Source organism: Actinoplanes sp. M2I2, assembly GCF_023544445.1.
In the GTDB taxonomy this organism is placed as follows: Bacteria; Actinomycetota; Actinomycetes; order Mycobacteriales; family Micromonosporaceae; genus Actinoplanes.
On record NZ_JALPVJ010000005.1, the window covers coordinates 611,621 to 630,758 of the forward strand.

General features: G+C 71.9%; 18 protein-coding genes. 6 read left to right on the top strand and 12 right to left on the bottom strand.

What is annotated here, in order from left to right; translation table 11 throughout:
• Nucleotides 1-91: 91 nt before the first annotated feature.
• The 5 genes from HJC40_RS13900 to HJC40_RS13920 all read right to left on the bottom strand — a co-directional run bounded on the left by HJC40_RS13900 (nucleotide 92) and on the right by HJC40_RS13920 (nucleotide 6,305).
• Complete coding sequence (locus tag HJC40_RS13900; RefSeq protein WP_250001461.1) at nucleotides 92-898, bottom strand: prenyltransferase/squalene oxidase repeat-containing protein; 807 nt, start codon at nucleotides 896-898, stop codon at nucleotides 92-94.
• A gap of 136 nt (nucleotides 899-1,034) precedes the next feature.
• The gene (gene moeZ, locus HJC40_RS13905; RefSeq protein WP_250001462.1) at nucleotides 1,035-2,216 is read right to left on the bottom strand and encodes an adenylyltransferase/sulfurtransferase MoeZ; all 1,182 of its coding nucleotides are present in this window, start codon (nucleotides 2,214-2,216) and stop codon (nucleotides 1,035-1,037) included.
• Between the two features lie 117 nt (nucleotides 2,217-2,333).
• Nucleotides 2,334-3,221, bottom strand: coding sequence for a DUF3152 domain-containing protein (locus HJC40_RS13910; protein ID WP_250001463.1), 888 nt, complete (start codon nucleotides 3,219-3,221; stop codon nucleotides 2,334-2,336).
• Nucleotides 3,222-3,306: 85 nt separating this feature from the next.
• Nucleotides 3,307-4,269 carry an alpha/beta hydrolase gene (locus HJC40_RS13915; RefSeq protein WP_250001464.1) on the bottom strand — a complete coding sequence of 321 codons (963 nt, stop codon included), beginning with the start codon at nucleotides 4,267-4,269 and terminating at the stop codon, nucleotides 3,307-3,309.
• Entirely contained in the window at nucleotides 4,266-6,305 is a 2,040-nt protein-coding gene (locus tag HJC40_RS13920; protein ID WP_250001465.1) for a Daple, read from the bottom strand. The genes HJC40_RS13915 and HJC40_RS13920 overlap by 4 nt, the downstream gene beginning before the upstream one ends.
• 22 nt (nucleotides 6,306-6,327) lie before the next feature.
• Here HJC40_RS13920 and HJC40_RS13925 point away from each other — a divergent pair, with 22 nt between their 5' ends.
• The 4 genes from HJC40_RS13925 (at nucleotide 6,328) to HJC40_RS13940 (ending at nucleotide 10,240) form a co-directional block, all read left to right on the top strand.
• Nucleotides 6,328-6,663, top strand: coding sequence for a hypothetical protein (locus HJC40_RS13925; protein WP_250001466.1), 336 nt, complete (start codon nucleotides 6,328-6,330; stop codon nucleotides 6,661-6,663).
• Between the two features lie 416 nt (nucleotides 6,664-7,079).
• A complete protein-coding gene (locus tag HJC40_RS13930; protein ID WP_250001467.1) occupies nucleotides 7,080-7,739 on the top strand; it encodes a TetR/AcrR family transcriptional regulator in 660 nt (219 codons plus the stop codon).
• Between the two features lie 36 nt (nucleotides 7,740-7,775).
• Entirely contained in the window at nucleotides 7,776-8,000 is a 225-nt protein-coding gene (locus HJC40_RS13935) for a DUF3107 domain-containing protein (protein ID WP_250001468.1), read from the top strand.
• A gap of 251 nt (nucleotides 8,001-8,251) precedes the next feature.
• A complete protein-coding gene (locus HJC40_RS13940) occupies nucleotides 8,252-10,240 on the top strand; it encodes a DEAD/DEAH box helicase (RefSeq protein WP_250001469.1) in 1,989 nt (662 codons plus the stop codon).
• A gap of 73 nt (nucleotides 10,241-10,313) precedes the next feature.
• Here HJC40_RS13940 and HJC40_RS13945 read toward each other — a convergent pair whose 3' ends face one another.
• Together HJC40_RS13945 and HJC40_RS13950 are read right to left on the bottom strand one after the other, a co-directional pair.
• Complete coding sequence (locus HJC40_RS13945; RefSeq protein ID WP_250001470.1) at nucleotides 10,314-10,613, bottom strand: DUF2470 domain-containing protein; 300 nt, start codon at nucleotides 10,611-10,613, stop codon at nucleotides 10,314-10,316.
• Between the two features lie 49 nt (nucleotides 10,614-10,662).
• Entirely contained in the window at nucleotides 10,663-11,322 is a 660-nt protein-coding gene (locus HJC40_RS13950; RefSeq protein WP_250001471.1) for a heme oxygenase (biliverdin-producing), read from the bottom strand.
• 133 nt (nucleotides 11,323-11,455) lie between these two features.
• On the opposite strand from HJC40_RS13950, the gene HJC40_RS13955 reads away from it, so the two are divergent.
• The gene (locus HJC40_RS13955; protein WP_250001472.1) at nucleotides 11,456-12,733 is read left to right on the top strand and encodes an SAM-dependent methyltransferase; all 1,278 of its coding nucleotides are present in this window, start codon (nucleotides 11,456-11,458) and stop codon (nucleotides 12,731-12,733) included.
• A 164-nt stretch (nucleotides 12,734-12,897) separates the two neighbouring features.
• On the opposite strand, the gene HJC40_RS13960 is transcribed toward HJC40_RS13955, so the two are convergent.
• The 4 genes from HJC40_RS13960 to HJC40_RS13975 all read right to left on the bottom strand — a co-directional run bounded on the left by HJC40_RS13960 (nucleotide 12,898) and on the right by HJC40_RS13975 (nucleotide 16,743).
• Nucleotides 12,898-13,956 (bottom strand): hypothetical protein, encoded by a 1,059-nt coding sequence (locus HJC40_RS13960; protein ID WP_250001473.1) that lies wholly within the window; start codon nucleotides 13,954-13,956, stop codon nucleotides 12,898-12,900.
• Nucleotides 13,949-14,161: a heavy-metal-associated domain-containing protein gene (locus HJC40_RS13965; protein WP_250001474.1), complete on the bottom strand. Its 213-nt coding sequence runs from the start codon at nucleotides 14,159-14,161 to the stop codon at nucleotides 13,949-13,951. The genes HJC40_RS13960 and HJC40_RS13965 overlap by 8 nt, the downstream gene beginning before the upstream one ends.
• A 72-nt stretch (nucleotides 14,162-14,233) precedes the next feature.
• The gene (locus tag HJC40_RS13970; protein ID WP_184953800.1) at nucleotides 14,234-14,539 is read right to left on the bottom strand and encodes a metal-sensitive transcriptional regulator; all 306 of its coding nucleotides are present in this window, start codon (nucleotides 14,537-14,539) and stop codon (nucleotides 14,234-14,236) included.
• A 68-nt stretch (nucleotides 14,540-14,607) separates the two neighbouring features.
• Nucleotides 14,608-16,743 carry a RecQ family ATP-dependent DNA helicase gene (locus HJC40_RS13975; RefSeq protein ID WP_250001576.1) on the bottom strand — a complete coding sequence of 712 codons (2,136 nt, stop codon included), beginning with the start codon at nucleotides 16,741-16,743 and terminating at the stop codon, nucleotides 14,608-14,610.
• Between the two features lie 448 nt (nucleotides 16,744-17,191).
• Between HJC40_RS13975 and HJC40_RS13980 the strand changes: the two genes are divergently transcribed.
• Nucleotides 17,192-17,500, top strand: coding sequence for a hypothetical protein (locus HJC40_RS13980; RefSeq protein ID WP_250001475.1), 309 nt, complete (start codon nucleotides 17,192-17,194; stop codon nucleotides 17,498-17,500).
• Nucleotides 17,501-17,645: 145 nt separating this feature from the next.
• On the opposite strand, the gene HJC40_RS13985 is transcribed toward HJC40_RS13980, so the two are convergent.
• Nucleotides 17,646-19,115, bottom strand: coding sequence for an MFS transporter (locus tag HJC40_RS13985; protein ID WP_250001476.1), 1,470 nt, complete (start codon nucleotides 19,113-19,115; stop codon nucleotides 17,646-17,648).
• Nucleotides 19,116-19,138: the final 23 nt, after the last annotated feature.

A 19,138-nucleotide genomic window follows, 5' to 3' on the forward strand; every position in this document is an offset into this window, starting at 1 on the left:
GCGTGACGTCGGCCGGGTAGCCAAACGGTAGCCGATCGGCCCTTTACGGGTGCAAATAGGTTGCAGGCCTTGACGTGCTCACCGAGGGTGATCAGCGACAGCCACGCAACACGGTGAGGGTGGTGTTCACGTCGAAGATCGGGCCCTCGGCGCTGTCCCAGCCGCCGTCGGAGCGCTGGGTCTCGCCGAGCCGCTTGCGCGCGCTCTGCAGCAGCCAGTCGTCGCCCAGATTGACGCGACGCAGAGCCGCGGCCATCGAGGCGACGTCGGCCGGCGCCATGTCGGGCAGCCGGTCGCCCAGCACCAGCTGCACGCGCGCGGACTCGTAGAAGTACTGCTGGCCGTAAAGCAGACCGGCGGCGTGCCAACCGGCGGCGAGGAACGACGGCCACGTGCCGTCGGGGCGAAGCTGGTTGGCGACCCAGGTCGCGGCGGCGCCGAGCGTCCGGCCGTGGCGGGCGGGCACGTCGAAGTTGGGATGTGCCTCGTACTCGGCCAGCGTCATCCAGAAGCCGGCCAGGCAGGTCAGGTAGAGCGTGGCCTCAGGATCGCCGGGCAACGCCCACGCGGGCGCCTCGGCGGCCAGCTCCTCGGCCTCCTGCCAGGTGCCGTCCTTACGCTGCACGGCGGCCAGCCAGGCCAGCGCCCGGTCGACCGGCTCGCCGCTCAGGCCGCCCAGGTCGTCGAGCTCGTTGAGCCGGAAACAGGTGGCATCGACGGAGCTGATGGCGCCGTCGGTCGAGGCGGGCCAGCCACCGGCCTCGGTCTGGCCCTCCACGATCCGTTCGATCACGTGGGGATCCGGGCGCTGACCGGTGCGCAGATACGAAAGGCGGGCCCGCTCGACAGGATCGCCGTGCGCGACGACATAGCCGATCGCAGCGTCGATATCTACCACTCCGGAGACGCTACAACCCGTACGCGGATTTCGCTGTGCCGTCCGGACCTATGTGCCATAGGTCCGTTCCGTCATTCACCCATCACGCTGGGAAGTCGAGAAGCCGACTCCCCAGCGTGACCGTACGGTTGCTCAATCAGTAGGAAGGCTGCGAAGGGTCAACCGTGTTGACCCACGAGACGATGCCGCCCTGGACGTGCACGGCGTCCTTGAAACCGGCCGCCTTGAGAGCCGCCAGCGCCTCGGCCGAGCGCACGCCCGACTTGCAGTGCAGCACGATCTGCCGGTCCTGCGGGAAGCGGGACAGCGCCTCGCCCGAGAGGATCTCACCCTTGGGGATCAGGGTCGCGCCCGGAATCCGGTTGATCTCCCACTCGGCGGGCTCGCGGACGTCGACCAGGAACAGGTCCTTGCCGGAGTCCTGCCAGTCCTTGAGCTCGCGGGCCGTGATGGTCGCGTCGAGAGTGGCCTCCTCGGCCTCCGGCGACACCGCGCCGCAGAAGTCCTCGTAGTCCTCGAGCAGGTCGGTGACGGTCGGGTTGTCACCGCAGAGCGCGCAAGCCGGGTCCTTACGGACCTTGATCTTGCGGTACTCCATCTCGAGGGCGTCGTAGACCATCAGCTTGCCCACCAGCGGCTCGCCGATGCCGGTCAGCAGCTTGATCGCCTCGTTGACCTGGATCGACCCGATCGACGCGCAGAGCACACCGAGGACGCCGCCCTCGGCGCAGCTCGGCACCATGCCGGGCGGCGGCGGCTCGGGGTAGAGGCAGCGGTAGCAGGGACCGTGCTCCTCCCAGAAGACCGAGGCCTGGCCGTCGAAGCGATAGATCGAGCCCCAGACGTACGGCTTACCGAGCAGCACGGCGGCGTCGTTGACCATGTAACGCGTCGCGAAGTTGTCGGTGCCGTCGACGATCAGGTCGTACTGGCTGAAGATCTCTTTGACGTTGTCGACGTCAAGCGCGGTGTTGTGGATGACCACATTCACCAGCGGGTTGACCTCACGGATGCTGGCCGCGGCGGACTCGGCCTTGGGCCGGCCGATGTCGGACACACCGTGGATGATCTGGCGCTGCAGGTTGGATTCGTCGACGGTGTCGAAGTCGACGATGCCCAGCGTGCCGACGCCGGCGGCGGCCAGGTAGAGCAGCGCCGGCGAGCCGAGGCCGCCCGCGCCGACGACCAGGACCTTGGCGTTCTTGAGCCGCTTCTGACCGTCCATCCCGACATCCGGGATGATCAGGTGCCGCGAGTAACGGCGGATCTCATCGATCGACAGCTCTGCGGCCGGCTCGACGAGCGGGGGCAGTGCCACGTTAACTCCCCGGGTTGGCGGTAAGGATCGCCCACTATTGTCACTCGCGACGGGGCCGATCGGCCATGACGTTGCCCACCGGCCCGACATGCGGGATACGGGAATTTCTCCCGGCGTTCACAGAGACGGACCGGTGAAGGCCTTCCCGTTGAGGCGAGGCCACGCGTACGCCTTGCACCCGCGCAGCGTGAGGGTCTGCTGCACCATCACCGGGGCCGGGCCGCCCGCGCGGGGACAGCCCTGGTGATGGTGCCCCAGCTCGTGCCCGACCTCGTGATTGATCACATATTGCCGATAGGTGGAGAGGGCGACCTTGGCACGGACGTACGGAGGCGCCGAGAGCCGCCACCGGTCGAGGTTGATGATCGCCTTGCCGGTGGTGCGGCACGACGTGTACGGGCGTCCGCCGACCCGGATGTTGGTGCCGCCTCGGAGGCACATCTTCCCGGCCGTGTCCCGCGTCGCCAGATAGACCGTGAACTCGGCCGGATCGGCGCCGCCCACCCGCTGCAGGCGCAGCCGGCCGCCGCCGGTCCAGCTGCGGGGATCACCCAGGGTGCCGGCCACCTGTTCGGCGAAGGCCTTGACGTCCTCGTTGCTCCCGATCTCGACGGCCACCCGGAAACGCCGCAGCTGACCCTGGCCACCGGCGACGGCCCCGCGCCCGGAGGCGTACGCGAACCGGCCCGAACCGCGGGCCGGCACCGCACCCGGCAGCTGCAGGACACCGGCCGACACCGTCGTCCCGGTGGACCTGGACGGCTTCGTCGAAGGCGCGGGCGGGCTCGTGCTCGGCGCGACGGGCGACGGCGCGGTCGACAGCGCGGTGGACGACTGCGACGACGGGATCGCCGTCGGGGCCGCCACCGGTTCCATCCGCCGGCTCACCGCGAAACCGCCGGCGATGAAAACGGCCACGGCCAGGGCGGCCAGCCCCCGGGTACGCCACCGGTCCCGGCCGGACGGCGTGCCGGCAGCGGGCGGTGCGGTGGCTTCGTCGATCATCGCCGCCAGCGTCGCACACGCCGCGGAGCGCTGTCCGGCCCTGATGAATCTTGTGAGATCCACGTCGGCCCGGCCGGATCCGCGCTCATCCCCCGACCGGCGAACCGATCTCGTCCAGCAGCCCGACGACTGCCCGGGCGACCAGCCGGGGCACCTCCATCTGGGCGACGTGGCCGACGCCGGGAAGCATCAGCAGGCGGGAGTCCGGGATGGCCCGGGCCACCTGCAAAGGCACCCGGGAATCGACCAGCTTGTCGCTGAGACCGCCGACGACCACCGTCGGCGCCTGCACCCGGGCGGCCAGCCGCCACTGCGAGTTGGCCCCCGGCAGGTACGCCCGCAGGAAGCTCGACACCAGGCCGCGCAGGGTGCCCAGATAGGCCTTCGGGTAATGCTCGACGGTGTACCGCAGCTGGATCTCCTCCATCGCCTCGGCCCGGCGCTGCGGAGAAACCTTGCTGGTGTCGCCGAAACAGGCGGCCAGCACCTGCTCGGCCATCTCCTCGGCGGTGAGCCGCGAGAACGCCCACCCGAGCACGCGGTCGGCCCGTGGCAGGGCCAGCAGGGGCAGGGCGCGGGCCTGGGCCGTACGCCGGGGGTCGAGGAACGGCATGGCCGGGGAGATCAGCGTCAGCGTGCGCACCAGGTCGGGCCGCAGCCCGGCGACGCGCACGGCGATCGAGCCGCCCAGCGAGTTGCCGACGAGGTGGACCGGGCCGCGCCCGTCGTGCTCCAGATAGCTGATCAGCGTGCCCGCGAACGACGCGATCGAATAGCGCGGGCTCGGATCGCTATAACCGAAACCGGGCAGGTCGACGGCTCGCGCGTCGAACCGGTCGGCCAGCAGCCCGGCGAAGTCGGTGAAGTTCTGCGACGACCCGCCGAGCCCGTGGACGTAGACGGCCAGCTCCGCGCCGGGCCGGGTCGCCGGGGTGTCACGGACGTGCAGCATGGAGCCGCCGACGGCGACTCGCCGGGCCGGCCAGGGAACGGGTGCTTCGCCCTCGGGCAGCAGCGAGCTGTCGGGGGCCAGGATGGCGCCTTTCATCGAGACAAGAGTGCCTCAAGCCGGCGGTTGACGGCAGCCAACGTGGCCCGCACCATCGCATGCCGGTCGTCACTGGTCACCACGGCCGAACCGGCCAGCTGCTCGACCCAGCCGCCGCACGAGAGCAGTAGCACGACCACGGCGACCTGGGCGGCACCGAAAGGCACGGCGGCCGCGTGCTCCACGAAGCAGCGCGCCGGGCCGTCCGGGTGGTCGGACTCGGCCAGCAACTCGTCGACCGCGCCGGCCGTCGCCATCGCGCACAGGCGCAGCAGGTAGCCGTCGACGGCAGGGCCGCTGGCCAGCCCGGACGCGGTGCGGTCGCCGACGGCCAGCCGGACCTCCACGGTGGCGTCCGAGCCGAACGTGTTGACGTGCACGTTCTCGATGACGATGCGGGGGCCGGGGTGCTCACCGGGATAGAGGGGGCGAGGCGGGCCGCAGTCGACGGCGGTGGGGACGACCTCGGCCGCTCCCTCCGGCTCGGGGACGAGCCGGGCCGCGGCGGCGTGGCGGTCGCGGGCCTCCCGCTCCCGGTTCTCACGGTCCCTGGTCTCGCGGTCCCTGGTCTCGCGCTCTCTGGTCTCGCGCTCCTTGGTTTCGCGCTCCTTGACCTCGCGGACGCGGGCCTCCTGCTCACGGGCGGCGCGCTCGCGGATCTCACGCTCCTGGGCGTCGCGGCGCTCCTGGGCGTCGCGGCGCTCCTGGGCGTCGCGGCGCTCCTGCACCTCGCGGCGCTCCTGGGCGTCGCGGTCGCGGGTCTCGCGTTCACGAGCCTCCCGGTCGCGGGCTTCACGCTCCCTCGCTTCGCGCTCCCGGGTCTCGCGTTCGCGGGTCTCACTTTCCCGGGCTTCACGCTCGCGGGTCTCACGCTCGCGGGTCTCACGCTCGCGGGTCTCACGCTCGCGGGTCTCACGATCGATCGCCTCGCGGCTGACGCGCTCCCCGGCGCGGTTGCTCTCCGAGGAGAAGCGATCGGCCGGCGAACCGGGCAGGGGCGCGGACCGGGCCGGCCGCCCGGAGGCGGGCTCGGCCGGACGACTGCGGGGCACGAGCGTCGGGCCGGCGGGCGAGGCCGGCGCCTCGGCCGGCCGGGGCGGGGCTAGCGGGCCGGTCTGGGCCGCCGCCGCCAAGGGCAGGCCGGGGACCTCGCCCGGCATGGCTGCGTCCAGACCCATGCGGTCCTGCAGGAGGCGGGCGACCCGCCGGCTCACCTCGGCCGGGTCGGCGCCCTCGGCCAGGTCCAGCCGCAGGCTGTGCGCTCCGGTAGGGGTCTGGCGCAGCGACGCGTCGCGCACTCCCTCGACCTCACGAACGGCGGCCAGGATCGCCTGCACGTCGAAACCTTCCTGCCGTTCCTGCACCGGGAGCACGTCGCCGCGGCGCAGGTGAGTGGCGATCCGGGCGAGGGCGGGAGTCTCCGCGGTGGCTTCCACGAGCGGAGGCTCGGGCACGCCGCGGGGCACGTCGGGCTGGGCCGGGACCCGCTGGGGCAGTCCCTGCGGATTGGGCTCGCCGGGGGCGTCGAGGCGCGCGGTGGTCTCGCCGAAACCCGGGTAGGTGGCCGGCGACTGCTGCGCCGGAGGCACGAACGGCTCGTACGCCTGGGCCGCCTCGTAGCTCGGCGGCTCGTACGGCTTCGGCGCCTCGTAAGGCTTGGGCACCTCGTACGGCGCGGACGGCTCGTACGAGAGGCGGCGAGGGAAGCTGGACGGGTCGTACGCCGGGCGCGCCGGGCCGGACTCGTCGGAGGCCACGCGCGGGACGCCCTGGATCGGGGTGCCGCCGCTGAGCGCGTGGCGGGGCGGCTCGGTGGTCGAGTGCTCGGCGGTCCCCCAGTCGGCGCGGCGGCCGCCGGGCGTGGCCGGTCGCACCAGCGGCACCGCGGCGCGCTGCTGCACGATCGGGGGCGCCGGCTCGGGCGCTTCGTCGAGGTCGCCCTCGTACGGGTACGGCGGGGCGCTGCTGGGCGGCGGGGCGTCGTAGGCCCGTGGCGGAGTCGTCCGCCCGGGTGTCAGCCCGCCGCCGGTGCTCATGCCCGGCTCGCGGCGGTCACCTGTGACCAGACCCGGCTCCCGGGCGGTGACCGGTGGCGGCGGCGAGGTGGGCGTGGCCGGGGCGGGCCCGGCCGGGCGCGGCTGTTCGTTCTGCGAGGTGAGCGGGCTCAGCAACTGGGAGAAGCGCGACCTGTCCCACCGGGAACCCCCGATCGTGGACTCCCCGGACGGGGGAATTTCGCCACTCTGTTGCGCGTCGACGAAGCCGGGCGGGGCCGGCGCGGACGCCGGGACGCTCGATGCGGGCTGGGCCGAGACGGGCGGCGCCGACACCGGCCGGGCCGACGGGGGCCGGGTCGACGGGGGCTGGGTCGACGACAGGGCCGATCCCGGCTGAGCCGACGAAGGCTGAGCTGATGAAGGCTGAGCTGACGAAGGCTGAGCTGATGAGGGGAATGCCGGATTACGCGGGAAGGAGCGGGTCTCGGCGCCTGGCCGGCGCCAGGCCGGCACGTCGTCGTCGGTCTCGACCGCCGAGCCCGTGTAGGACCAGGGGCTGTCCGAGGTCGCCCAGCCGTTCACCCGAGCGCGCTCACGCGAATCGGCGCCGTTGCCGCTGTCCGCGGCTCCGGCGTCTCCGGAATGCCCTGATTCATCCACCGCGTGCTCCTCGCTCGCCCCCGCTGAGGCTACCGTGTGCTTGCAGTGGCGATAAGTTGCAGCGGCGCGACAATTGCCCATCGACAGCATCACGCGCCGATCCGGGCAATCCGCGCCGGCGAACGGGGTCCCACCCCTGGAGGTTCTTCAGACATGACCGCTGCGTCCGGCGGAGCCCAGACGGCCCGTCCCACTCGTCTGCCCCGCTCCGCACGCCGTAAGCAGCTGCTCGCGGCGGCTCAGCAGATCTTTGTGGCGCACGGCTACCACGCCGCGGCGATGGACGACATCGCCGAGCGGGCCGGGGTCTCCAAGCCCGTGCTCTACCAGCACTTCCCGGGCAAGCTCGAGCTCTATCTCGCGCTCCTCGACACGCACTGCGACGCGATAATCGCCAAGGTTCGCGAAGCCATGCTGGCCACGGCCGATAACAAGGAGCGCGTCAAGGGCGCCGTCCGGGCGTACTTCGACTTCATGGACCACGAGAGCGAGGCGTTCCGGCTCGTCTTCGAGAGCGATCTGCGCAACGACCCGCAGGTCCGCCAGCGCGTCGAGCGGGTCGAGCAGGGCAGCATCGCCGCGGTCACCGACACGATCATCTCGGACACCAACCTCGGTGGCGACTCGGCCCGGCTGCTCGCGTCGGGCCTCGTGGGCGCGGCCGGGCAGTCGGCCCAGTTCTGGCTGGCGAGCGGGCGGCGTACGCCTAAAGCTGAAGCCGAAGCGCTCGTAGCTGCGCTTATCTGGCGGGGAATAGCGAGCTTCCCGCTCCAGGGCGGCACATCAGGCGGCACCCCGGCCGAAATCGGATAACCTGGCACGCGGTAAGACCGCGAGAAGGAGGGCCCCGTGGAGGTCAAGATCGGCGTGCTACACACGCCGCGTGAGCTGGTGCTCGAGAGCGCTCAGACCCCGGCGGAGGTCGAGCAGGCCGTGACCGAGGCGATGGCCAAGGACAGCGTGCTGTCGCTCACCGACGAAAAGGGCCGCAAGGTGATCATCCCGATCGCCAAGGTGGCGTACGTGGAGATCGCCGAGTCGAACACGCGTCCGTTCGGATTCACCACCCGCTGAGTCAGTTCTGCCATTGCGGAGGGCGTCCCCACCAGGGGGCGTCCTCCGCGTGCTTTCCGTCGGAAGTCCGCTCTGAGGTGCACGATCGCTCAGTCGGGTAGACTTGTCGCGTTGCTGTCGACGTCGATCTCTACCGATCGCCGCGGCGACCTGCGCGTGCGGCCCGCTTCTCCAGCGTGTGGCCCGCGCCCTATCCACACCGCGCCCCAGACTTCCGACGGGCGCACCACGAGAGGCACCCGTAAAATTTCATGACCGACAACATCGAGATCACCGAACCCGCTCTGCTGAGCGAACCCGCTCTGGTACCCGTGACCAGCCGCGCGCCGGTCCGCCCGGACAGCCCCACCTTCGCTGAGCTGGGTGTCCGTGCCGAGACCGTGGAAGCGCTGGCCAAGGCGGGGATCACCCACGCCTTCGCCATCCAGGAGTACGCGCTCCCGATCGCCATGCGCGGCACCGACCTGATCGGCCAGGCGCCGACCGGCACCGGCAAGACCCTCGGCTTCGGCCTGCCCATGCTCGAGCGGGTCACCGCCCCCTCCGAGGGCGCCGACGGCCGGCCGCAGGCCCTCATCGTCGTCCCCACCCGCGAGCTCGGCCTGCAGGTGGCCCGTGACCTCGCCGCGGCGGGCAGCACCCGGGGCATCCGGGTCCTCCCGATCTACGGCGGCGTGGCCTACGAGCCGCAGGTCGACGTGCTCAAGAAGGGCGTCGAGATCCTGGTCGGCACGCCCGGCCGCCTGCTCGACCTGGCCAAGCAGAAGCATCTCAAGCTGGACACGGTCCGCACGCTGGTGCTCGACGAGGCCGACCGCATGCTCGACCTGGGCTTCCTCGAGGACGTCGAGAAGATCCTCGCGATGATCCCCGAGGCTCGCCAGACGATGCTCTTCTCGGCCACCATGCCCGACCCGATCGTCGCGCTGTCCCGCCGCTTCCTGCGTCACCCGGTGACGATCCACGCCGGCCACACCGCCGACAGCGGCCCGTCGCCGCTCACCAAGCAGGTCGTCTACCGCACCCACCCGCTCAACAAGGTCGAGATGGTGGCGCGCATCCTGCAGGCTCGCGAGCGCGGCCTCACCATGATCTTCACGCGGACCAAGCGGGCGGCCGACCGGCTCGCCGAGGACCTCGACTTCCGCGGTTTCGCGGTGGCGGCCGTGCACGGCGACCTCAACCAGGGCGCCCGTGAGCGGGCCCTGCGCGCGTTCCGCAGCGGCAAGATCGACGTGCTCGTGGCCACCGACGTCGCGGCCCGTGGCCTGGACGTCTCCGGTGTCACCCACGTCATCAACTACGACTGCCCGGAAGACCCCGAGACGTACACGCACCGCATCGGCCGCACCGGCCGGGCCGGCGCGACCGGCGTCGCGGTGACCTTTGTCGACTGGGAGGACATGCCCCGCTGGGTCCTCATCGACAAGTCGATGGGCCTGAGCATGCCGCAGCCGCCCGAGACCTACCACACGAGCCCGGCGCTCTACAGCGACCTGGACATCCCCACCGACGTGTCCAGCACGCTGCCGACCGCCGACCGCAGCCGGGTCGGTCTGTCCGCCGAGGTCGAGGAAGACCTGGGCGGCACCAACCGCCGCGGCCGCCGGGAAACCGCTCCGCGCGGGCGTGGCGGACGCTCGCGCGGCGGCTCGGCCCCGAGTTCCTTCGGCGGCGGCAGCGGTGGCAGCTCGGATGCGGGCTCCGGCCCGGCCACCGGCACCGAGACGGCGGAGCGGCCCAAGCGGCAGCGGCGCCGTCGCCGGGTCGACGAGGACGCCGTGACCGGCGCCGAGACCTCCGTCGCCGACGTTCCGGCCCAGACCGAGACCACCACCGAGGGCGGCGAGGCCGAGCGTCCGGCCGGCGCGACCCGCACGCGGGCCCGCCGTCGCGTCGCCACGCCGGAGTTCTCCGAGACCGCCACGGAGTCGGATGCTCCGGAGTCGTCCGACCTGGCCGACGCCTCCGACGCCTCCGACGAGTCGGACCCCACGGCCCCTCGCCGGCGTCGGCGCCGGGGCGGACGCGGCAACCGCGGATCCGGGGCGGGCTCCGAGTCGGCCGCGACCTCGGATTCGGCTCCGGCCGCGACCTCGGATTCGGCACCCGCCGCGGCGGGCGATTCGGCGCCGGCGGCGACGCCCGCGGCGTCCGTGGCTCCGGCTGCGACGTCCGATGCGGCTGCGCCCGCTGACATGAGCGGCGGCTCGGAAGCCGGCGTCGGCACGACCGCCTGATCTCCGTACGGGAAAGCCCCTCGGCCTTTGACGGTCGGGGGGCTTTCGCTTTTCAGCGCCTGTGTCGTGACTGCTAAGGCCGAGGCTCGAGGCCCAGGGCGGCGCAGGCGTCGCGGTACATGCGGGCTGCTTCGCCGCGGACCTGGCGACGTTCGGTGAGCCGTTCCGAGAACGGGACGCGCACCGGCACCTCGATGCCGTCGACCACGGCCTTGAACTCCATCGCGTCGGCGTCCAGGCCCGACAGGCGAGCTCCGGTGGCCGTCGGTATGCCGCCCAGAGCCCGCACGATGAGCACGTTGTCGTCGGCGTGGTCGTCGTTCATGTGCCGGGCGATCTGGTCGACTACCTCGGGCGGGAACGGATCCGTCACGGTTCGGCCTTTCTCGGCAGGTCGATTGTCGGGCTGGGCGGGAGGCGCCCTAGCTCCAGCGGCTCTGCAATTCGTCGAGCACGCCGATGTTGAGCCGGTAGGCCTCGGTGACCTCGGTGATGAACTCGTCCTGTTCGGCGCGCGACCACGGTACCGAGTCGAGCAGGCCGCGGTAGTGATCTTTGAACGACCTCGGGTCGACGCCGGCGAAGATGAAGAAGCGGTGGCCGTCGACGGCGGGCAAGCCGTAGGACCGGGCGATCGCCGGGCCCAGGTACTGGCCGCCGGAAAGGTCCCCGATGTATCGCGTGTACTGGTGCGCGACGAAACCGGTCGCGGCGCGGTGGGCCACGTCGCGCAGACGCGTGCAGTACACGGTGGTCGCGGGCAGCGCGAAGAGGTGGTCGGCCCACCTCGGCCCGTACAGGAACTGCAGGTCGGCCTCGAGGGACGGCAGGCGGCGCAGCTCGGGGAAGAGGAACGTGCCCACCACCGGGTCGTCGGCCATCGTGGTGGCGGCCGACTCGAGCGCCTCATAGATGAACCAGTGCTGCGCGGTCAGATCGGCGTACGCCTCCCAGGGCAGGTGGCCGGCCGCGAGCGCGTCGAGGAACCCACTGCGCTGGGCCGCGTCGTGCGCGCCCACTGTGTTACGACGCACACGGGCGGAAAGCCGGTCGGCCCCCGGCGGATCGGCCTTCAACGACATCGGCAAGGCACCTCACTTCCCGGCCCATCAGCCTATCTATAGATCCACTTCGCGAAGACAGCACCTTACGCCGCGTGCGCGGCGGGATCCTACGCCCCGTTCGTTTCCGGATGGGGCGCGGCAGAATGGACTCATGCCACAACTGCTCGCCGACGCCCTGACCGAGGTTCGAGAACTGCTGCTGACACCCGGATTGACCCGCGCCGTCGCGGCCGGCCGCCGTCGCGGATTCACCCCTTCGGTGACCAGGGCCGAGGTCCGCCCGGTGACGCTCAAGGGCGGCCCGCGGCTGCAGATCGTGACGGACGACGGTTCACGGCCGTTCACCCGCAACGTGGCCCCCGGCGACGAGGCGTCGTCGGCGATCGATCAGCTGCTGGCCGAGCCGTTCGGCAATTGGCACGTCGAGACAGCGTCGGTCACTCTGCAACTGAGGGTCACCAAGAAGGGTGAGGCCCAGGTGCATCGGGCCGCCGCTCCGGACGCTGCCGGCTCGGGGACCGCCGGCTCGGTTGCCACAGGCTCGGGGGCCGCCGTCTCGGTTGCCACAGGCTCGGTTGCTGCCGCTGGTTCGGGGGTCGGCTCGTCGGGGGCTGGCTCGTCGGGGGTCGGCGCTCCCTCGGTGGCTGCGGCTGCGCACGGGCATGATCGGCAGAAGCAGTGGCTGCTCGATCCGGGCGACCCGCTGTTCGAGGTGATCGGCGGCAACGCGGCGAAACGGCGTCAGATCGACGCCTTCCTGCGGGCGCTCGCGGCCACGCTGCCCGACTCCCTGCCGTCGCCGCTGCGCGTGGTCGATCTGGGCTGCGGAAACGCGTACCTGACCTTCGCCGCCTACCGCTATCTGGCCGGGCGCGGCGCCTCGGTGCAGGTCGTGGGGGTGGATGTCCGAGAGGACCAGCGCGTACGGAACACGGCGGTCGCCGAGCGGCTGGGCTGCGCCGACGACGTGACGTTTGTGGCCGGGACGATCGAGGACGCGGCGCTGCCGTTCGAGCCCGATCTGGTGCTCGCGCTGCACGCCTGCGACACCGCTACCGACCAGGCGCTGGCCCGGGCGGTCGACTGGAAGGCGAAGTGGACACTGGCCGCGCCGTGCTGCCACCACGACATCGCCGCCCAGCTGAAAGGCCGCCCCGCGCCGGCCCCGTTCGGCGAACTGACCCGCCACGCGATCATGCGCGAGCGCTTCGCCGACGTGCTGACCGACTCGCTGCGGGCCGCGCTGCTCCGCCTGAACGGCTACAAGGTCGAGGTCGTCGAATTCATCGACTCGGCCCACACCCCGCGCAACCTGCTGCTACGGGCCCGCCGCACGTCGACCCCACCGACCGAGGCCCAGCGCGCCGAGTACGAGGCCCTCACCACGGAATGGGGCGTGACCCCCGCCCTGGAAAAGATGCTCACCTGACGCACCGGACCGGCCGGCCCGGGACCGCGCCCTGACGGAAGACGCTCAGCTGACGCATTAGTCCCGGCCCGGAGGGGGCGTGACTTCCGCCTCGCCTGGCGCCTTGTTCAATCGGCCCGGCGCCGCGGGTTGCGCACCGCCGGGCCGACCCTTTCGGTCCGTGACTAGTCGATCTTGAGGGTCCAGGCCGCGGTGTGGACCTGGTCGGCCACCTGGAAGTCGAAGAACATGCGGTAGCTGCCGCTGCTCGGCGCGGTCAGCCAGAATTTGACCTTGCCGTCGACGAGCGTGGCCTCGGGGTGGACGTGCACATAGGCGAGATCACCCTCGCGCATGACGACCAGATGGCCGAAGGCGCCCAGGTACGGATCCAGCATGGCGGTCCTGCCGTCGGCGCCGGCGACAGTCATCAGCAGCGGCTGCGTCGCCTCGGTGTTGGGCGTGCCCTCGTAGGACACCGAGAAACCGTCGGGACTGTCGTTGCGCCCCGGGGCGGGGAGCGCCCGCGGCGAGTAGTCGCCCGCCACGGTCAGGTCGCTGCCCAGCGTGGTCGCGATCTGCCGGCCGCCGACGATCGCGGTGAAGTCGGCGATCATCCGGTAGATCCCCGGCTCGGCCAGCGTGAGGTCGATCCCCCAGGTGCCGTCGGGCGCCATGGTCGGGTGCACATGCTGGAACCCCGTGAGATCACGCCGCACGACAATCAGGTGCAGCGGTTTGTCGTGCACGACCGCGTAGGTCGTGACGGGAGCCCCGCCCGCGCCCGCGACCCGGAAGGCGAGCCGCTGCGACTTGCCCGCGGAGAAGGTCGTCGTCTCGGGGACCAGCGTGAGCCCACCCGAGCTGAGAGAGAGGCCACCGACCGCGGCGCCCATCGGCATCGCCGGGCCGGACTGGACGGTCGCGCCATCGGAGTTGTGGGCGTGCGGCTGGCTCTCGTCCATGGCCATCCCCGGCATGGCCGCACCGGTCGGCGTGCCGGCCACCGGGGGCGCCGAAGCCGAGGCCGTCGAGTTGTTCAACCGCCCCAGCCCGTACCCGGCGAAGAGCACGACGATCAGCACCGCGCCGAAGGCCGCCAACCGGAACCCGGCCCGGTCTCCCACCGGAGGCTCGGTGCCGGCGCCGTCCTCGGACCCGGCTCCCGGCACGTCGTCCACCAGGGCGGATGACGTGTCGGCGCCGGGCTGGGCCGGACGGTCGGTGGGAGCGGCGTCAGGCATTCGCGAGCTCGTAGCCGGCCTCGTCCACGGCAGCGCGCACGGCGTCGTCGGTCAGCGGAGCCTCGCTGGTGATGGTGACCGCTCCGGAGGCGAGATCGACTTGCACGTCGTCCACGCCGGGCAGGGCGGACAGTTCCCCGGTCACCGCCTGCACGCAGTGCCCGCAGGTCATGCCGGTCACGGTGTAGGTGCTGGTCACAGCCATCGCAGAAAACCTTTCAGAACGGGTCTCACGGACGAACACCTCGCTCGCCCGTCGCCGGACAGCGGGGCACGATCAGGAGCGGACGAGCCGGGCGATCGCGTCCGACGCCTCTTTTACCTTGGCGGTCGGATCCCCCGCCCGGGCGGCGTCGACGACACAGTGGGCCAGATGGTCCTCGAGGAGGCCGACTGCCACCGCCTGCAGAGCGCTCTTGGCCGCCGAGATCTGGGTCAGAACATCGATGCAGTACGTATCCTCGTCGACCATCCGCTGCAGCCCTCGGATCTGCCCCTCGATGCGCCGCAGACGCCCGAGCAGAGCAGCCTTGTCGCCCGAGTAGCCATGCGGACCGTGCTGCGGAGTCGATTCATCGGACATGACGCCAGCATACCCCCCTCCCGTATAGAACGTGCCTCGCCCCGGACCGGGACGGCACCGTGCCGAAGTCAGCCGGCCACCGCGAGCGCCAGCGGCAGGACCGCCCCGGCACCGGCCCGGCGCAGAGCCCGGCCGGCCAGCGTCATCGTCCAGCCCGAGTCGACCAGGTCGTCGACGAGCAGGACCGGGCCGGACAACCCGGGCAACTCGGCGGCCACCTCGGCCGGGACCGTGAACGCGTCGTGCAACGCCCGCACGCGTTGAGCACTGTTGCCGCGGGCATCGGAGTCGGCGGCGTGGACGACCTCGATGGACCCGAGAAGCGGCAGCCGGCCCACCTTCGCGATGTGGGCGGCCAGCGAACCGATCAGCTCGGGACGGCGGCTCGACCCGACCGCGACCACTGCCGCTGGGCGCTGCGACCAGGCGTCGTCGCCGTGCGCCCAGTTCTTGAGGATCTCGACCACGGCGCCGGCGAGGTCGTCGGGGATCGGCGCGTCGAGCGACTCGGGACCGGTCAGGCCGCGCAGGCGGTTGCCCCAGCCGAGGTCGGAAAGGCGGCCGACGGCCCGGCCCGGCTCGATCTGCTCGCCGACCGGGATCTTGCCCTTGAGCCCGACGCCGACCGCGGCCAGGCCGGTCGGCCACATCTTCTTGGGCGCGATCACGATGCCCGGGTGGCCCAGGAACGCGTCGGCCGCCGCGAGCGAGCCCGCGGAGACCTCGGCGTCGAAGAGCGGACCGGCACAGTTGTCGCACCGCCCGCACGGCGTGGCCTCGGGGTCGTCGAGACAGCGGCGGAGGAACTCCATGCGGCACGCGCCCGTCGACGCGTAATCGAGCATCGTCCTCTGCTCCTCGGCGCGGGCCTCGGCGACCCTGCGCAGGCGTTCGGTGTCATAGGTCCACGGCTGGCCGGTCGCGAGCCAGCCGCCGCGAGCCCGATGGACGGCCCCGTCCACGTCGAGCACCTTGAGCATCATCTCCAGGCGGTTGCGGCGCAGGTCGACGAGAGGCTCCAGAGCCTGCGTGGACGTCGGCCGGTCGCCGGACAGGTTGGCCAGGACGGCGCGTACCTGATCTTCCGGCGGGAAGGCCAGCGAGGCGAAGTAGCGCCAGATCGCCGCGTCCTCGGCACCGGGCAGAAGCACCACCTCGGCGTGCTCCACGGCGCGGCCGGCCCGGCCGACCTGCTGGTAATAGGCGATCGGCGAGGGCGGCGCGCCCAGATGCACCACGAAGCCGAGATCGGGCTTGTCGAAGCCCATGCCGAGCGCGGACGTCGCCACCAACGCCTTGATCTTGTTGTCGAGCAGATCCTGCTCGGCCGCGCGCCGCTCGGAGTCCTCGACCTGGCCCGTGTACGAGGCCACGGCGAAGCCCCGCGACCGCAGGAAGTCGGCGGTCTCGGTCGCGCCGGCGACGGTGAGCGTGTAGATGATGCCGGAACCGGGCAGCCGGTCGAGGTGGTCGGCCAGCCAGGCCAGCCGGTGCGCGGGGTTGGGCAGGTCGAGAACGGCCAGTCGCAACGAATCGCGCTCGAGCGGGCCACGCAGCACCAGCGCGTCGCCGAGCTGGTCGGCCACGTCGGCGGTCACGCGGGCGTTGGCGGTCGCGGTGGTCGCGAGCACAGGAGTACGGCCGGGAAGCCCGGCCAGGAACGTGCGGAGCCGTCGGTAGTCGGGGCGGAAATCGTGCCCCCAGTCGGAGACACAGTGCGCCTCGTCGACCACGAGCAGTCCCGTCTCGGCGGCCAGGCCGGGCAGCACGTTGTCGCGGAAGTCGGGATTGTTGAGCCGCTCGGGGCTGATCAGCAGGACGTCGACCTCGCCGGCGCGGATCTCGGCCTCGATCAGCGACCACTCGTCGAGATTGGCGGAGTTGATCGTGCGGGCACGGATGCCGGCGCGGGCGGCCGCCTCGACCTGGTTGCGCATGAGGGCCAGCAGCGGCGACACGATGACCGTCGGCCCGGCCGGCGAGCCCGAACCAGCCTCAGCGCGGCCCGTGGCAGCGGCTGCGCCCTCACGGAGCAGGGCGGTCGCGACGAAGTAGACGGCGGACTTGCCCCACCCGGTACGTTGCACGCACAGCACGCGACGGCGGTCGACGGTGAGAGCCTCGATCGCCCGCCACTGATCCTCACGGAGCACGGCGTGATCACCGGCGAGCCGGCGCAGCACCGCCTCGGCCCGCTCCCGCACGGCGGCTCGCTCGCCCGGGGTGGCGCCCTCGGCAGGAACCGCGCCCTCGGCTGGGGTGGCTCCCTCGGCTGGGGTGGCTGTCGCTCGCGTCGTCTCGGTCACGGGCCATGTCTATCAGGCCGGTCCGACAGAACCCGGCGTTGTCCACAGGCAGCGCCGTTGTCCACAGGCAGCGGAAATGTCACGCGCCGAGCGGCCGCATCGGCGCAGACTCGGTCGCGTCCCCCTCCCACTGCCGACGGAGCGATCATGAGACTCGACGCGCTTTCCTGCTCGCCCGTTGCCCTGCCGACCCTGAGGGGGCGCTCCCAAAGTCGCGGTTTCGCTGATCGCCACTCCGGTCCGATGCGACGCTCGACAGATGCCGACCATCGCCGAGACGCTTTTGATCAAGCCGAACACCACAGTGTGACTGTCGGACCCGGCACAGCTGCCGATCCTCGCGCCGATGCCCGACGGGGTCCGCGAGGCCGACATGCTGGCCACGGCGAGTACTGCCGTGTTGTTCGTCGAGGACGCCGCGAGCACGCGAGAGCAGCTGGAGAAGCATCGCGCCGACCTGGCCAAGCCGGGGGTGTTCTGGGTGGCCTATCCCCAGGGCCGCACGACCGACATCAATCGCGACTCGCTGTGGCCGATCGTCGCCGATTACGACATGCGACCTTGCGGCCAGGTGACGATCGACAACCGCTGGTCGGGCCTGCGTTTCCGCCCTCACCGCGAGGGCGAGGGCCGCTTCACCGGCGGCGCCGCATAGACCCACCTGCGGAGTGACGCCCCGAGCCAGGCCACAGCCGGCCACGCCCGTTCGCGGATAGTCTGCCGCCGCCGAGCGTGAGCGGTCGCCGTCGGCGGGCGTGAGCGGCGCGATTACCGAGTTTGCGCCGCCCACGCCTGGGTGGTCACCGTCGAGGGCTGGGCGCCACCTCCGGTTCAGGGACGGGGCGCAGTGTGGCGGCCTTGAGGGGGCGCCACGCCACCGCGGCCACCAGGGCCATCGCCACGGCGGCGGTCCAGTAGGGCGCCACCAGGCCGTACGCCACGGCCACCGCGCCGCCCAGGAGGGAGCCGAGCGCGGCGCCACCCAGGTCCAGGAACGAGTAGACGCTGGTGACGCGGCCGAACATGGCCGGTGGAACGTCGCGCTGGCGGATGGTGGTGACCACGACGCCCCAGACCGTGGTGTGGATGCCGAAGACGACGATCATCGCGGCGACGGCCCAGGGTTCGCGGGTCAGGGCCAGCGTCGCGTGCAGGGCCACTTCGACGAGCAGACCGGCCCGCAACAGGAGGGCGGCGCCGATCCGGCGGATCAGACCGGGAGCGACCAGCGTGCCCAGGAAACCGCCGGCGGCGAAGGACACGAGCAGCACGCCGTAGCCGACGTCGGTGACGCCGAGGCGCTGGGCGGCGTAGAGCACGAAGATCGCGAAGGCGGCGCAGAACACCACGTTGCCGACCGCCATCGTGAACGCCAGCGTGCGCAGCAGGCGATGCCGCAGCAGCCACCGCACCCCCTCCCCGATCTCGGCCCACAGCCCCGGCCGCGTCGCTTCGCGACCGTCGGGTGACCGCATCGGGCCCACCCCGTCCGGCGAAGCTGTGGGAATCGCGGAGTCTGGACCGGGCCGCGCCGGGCCCACGCCATCCGGCCCGGCCGGTGTCACGGCAGAAACAGCCGAGCCCGAGATGCCGGACTCGCCCACCGCAGCCGCGGAAACGGCCGAGGCCGCGGTGCCGGACTCGCCCACCGCGGCGGCAGGAACAGCCGAGTCCGCGGCCGGCGTCGGCGTGATGGCGCGGATGGTGGCGATCAGCGCGGCGGAGAGGGCGAACGTCACGGCGTTGACAGTGAACGGGACGGCCGCGGCCACGACGAACAGCCAGGCGCCGAACGGCTTGGCCGCGAACTGGTTGAGGACGTTGAAGTTGGCGTACATCAGGGCGTTGGCCTTCGGCCTCAGCGGCTCGGGCACGATCGCCGGGACGAAGGCCGCCGAGGCGGTGTCGGCCAGCGTCTCGCCCGTGCCGAGCAGGAAGAAGACGGTCAGGATGAGCGGGACCGAGGCGACATCCGTGGCCACCGCGGCGGCCAGCACGGTCAGGGCCGCGGCGCGCAGGGCGTTGACCGAGACGACCAGGCGGCGGCGGTCGAGCCGGTCGGCCCAGGCGCCGCTGATCAGGGCGAACAGCAGCCACGGCACCTGCTGGGCGAAAACGGCGCCGGCCACCGCGGCCGGGTTGGCGGTGATCGAGGCGACGAGCAGAGGGCCCGCCACCATGGTGATGCCGTCACCGAGGTTGGTGACGGCGGACGACGTCCACAACTTCCAGAAGTCCGCGCCTAGGGGCGCGGCGAAAAGGGCACGCAAAATTGCTCCTCGAGCGAAGGAAA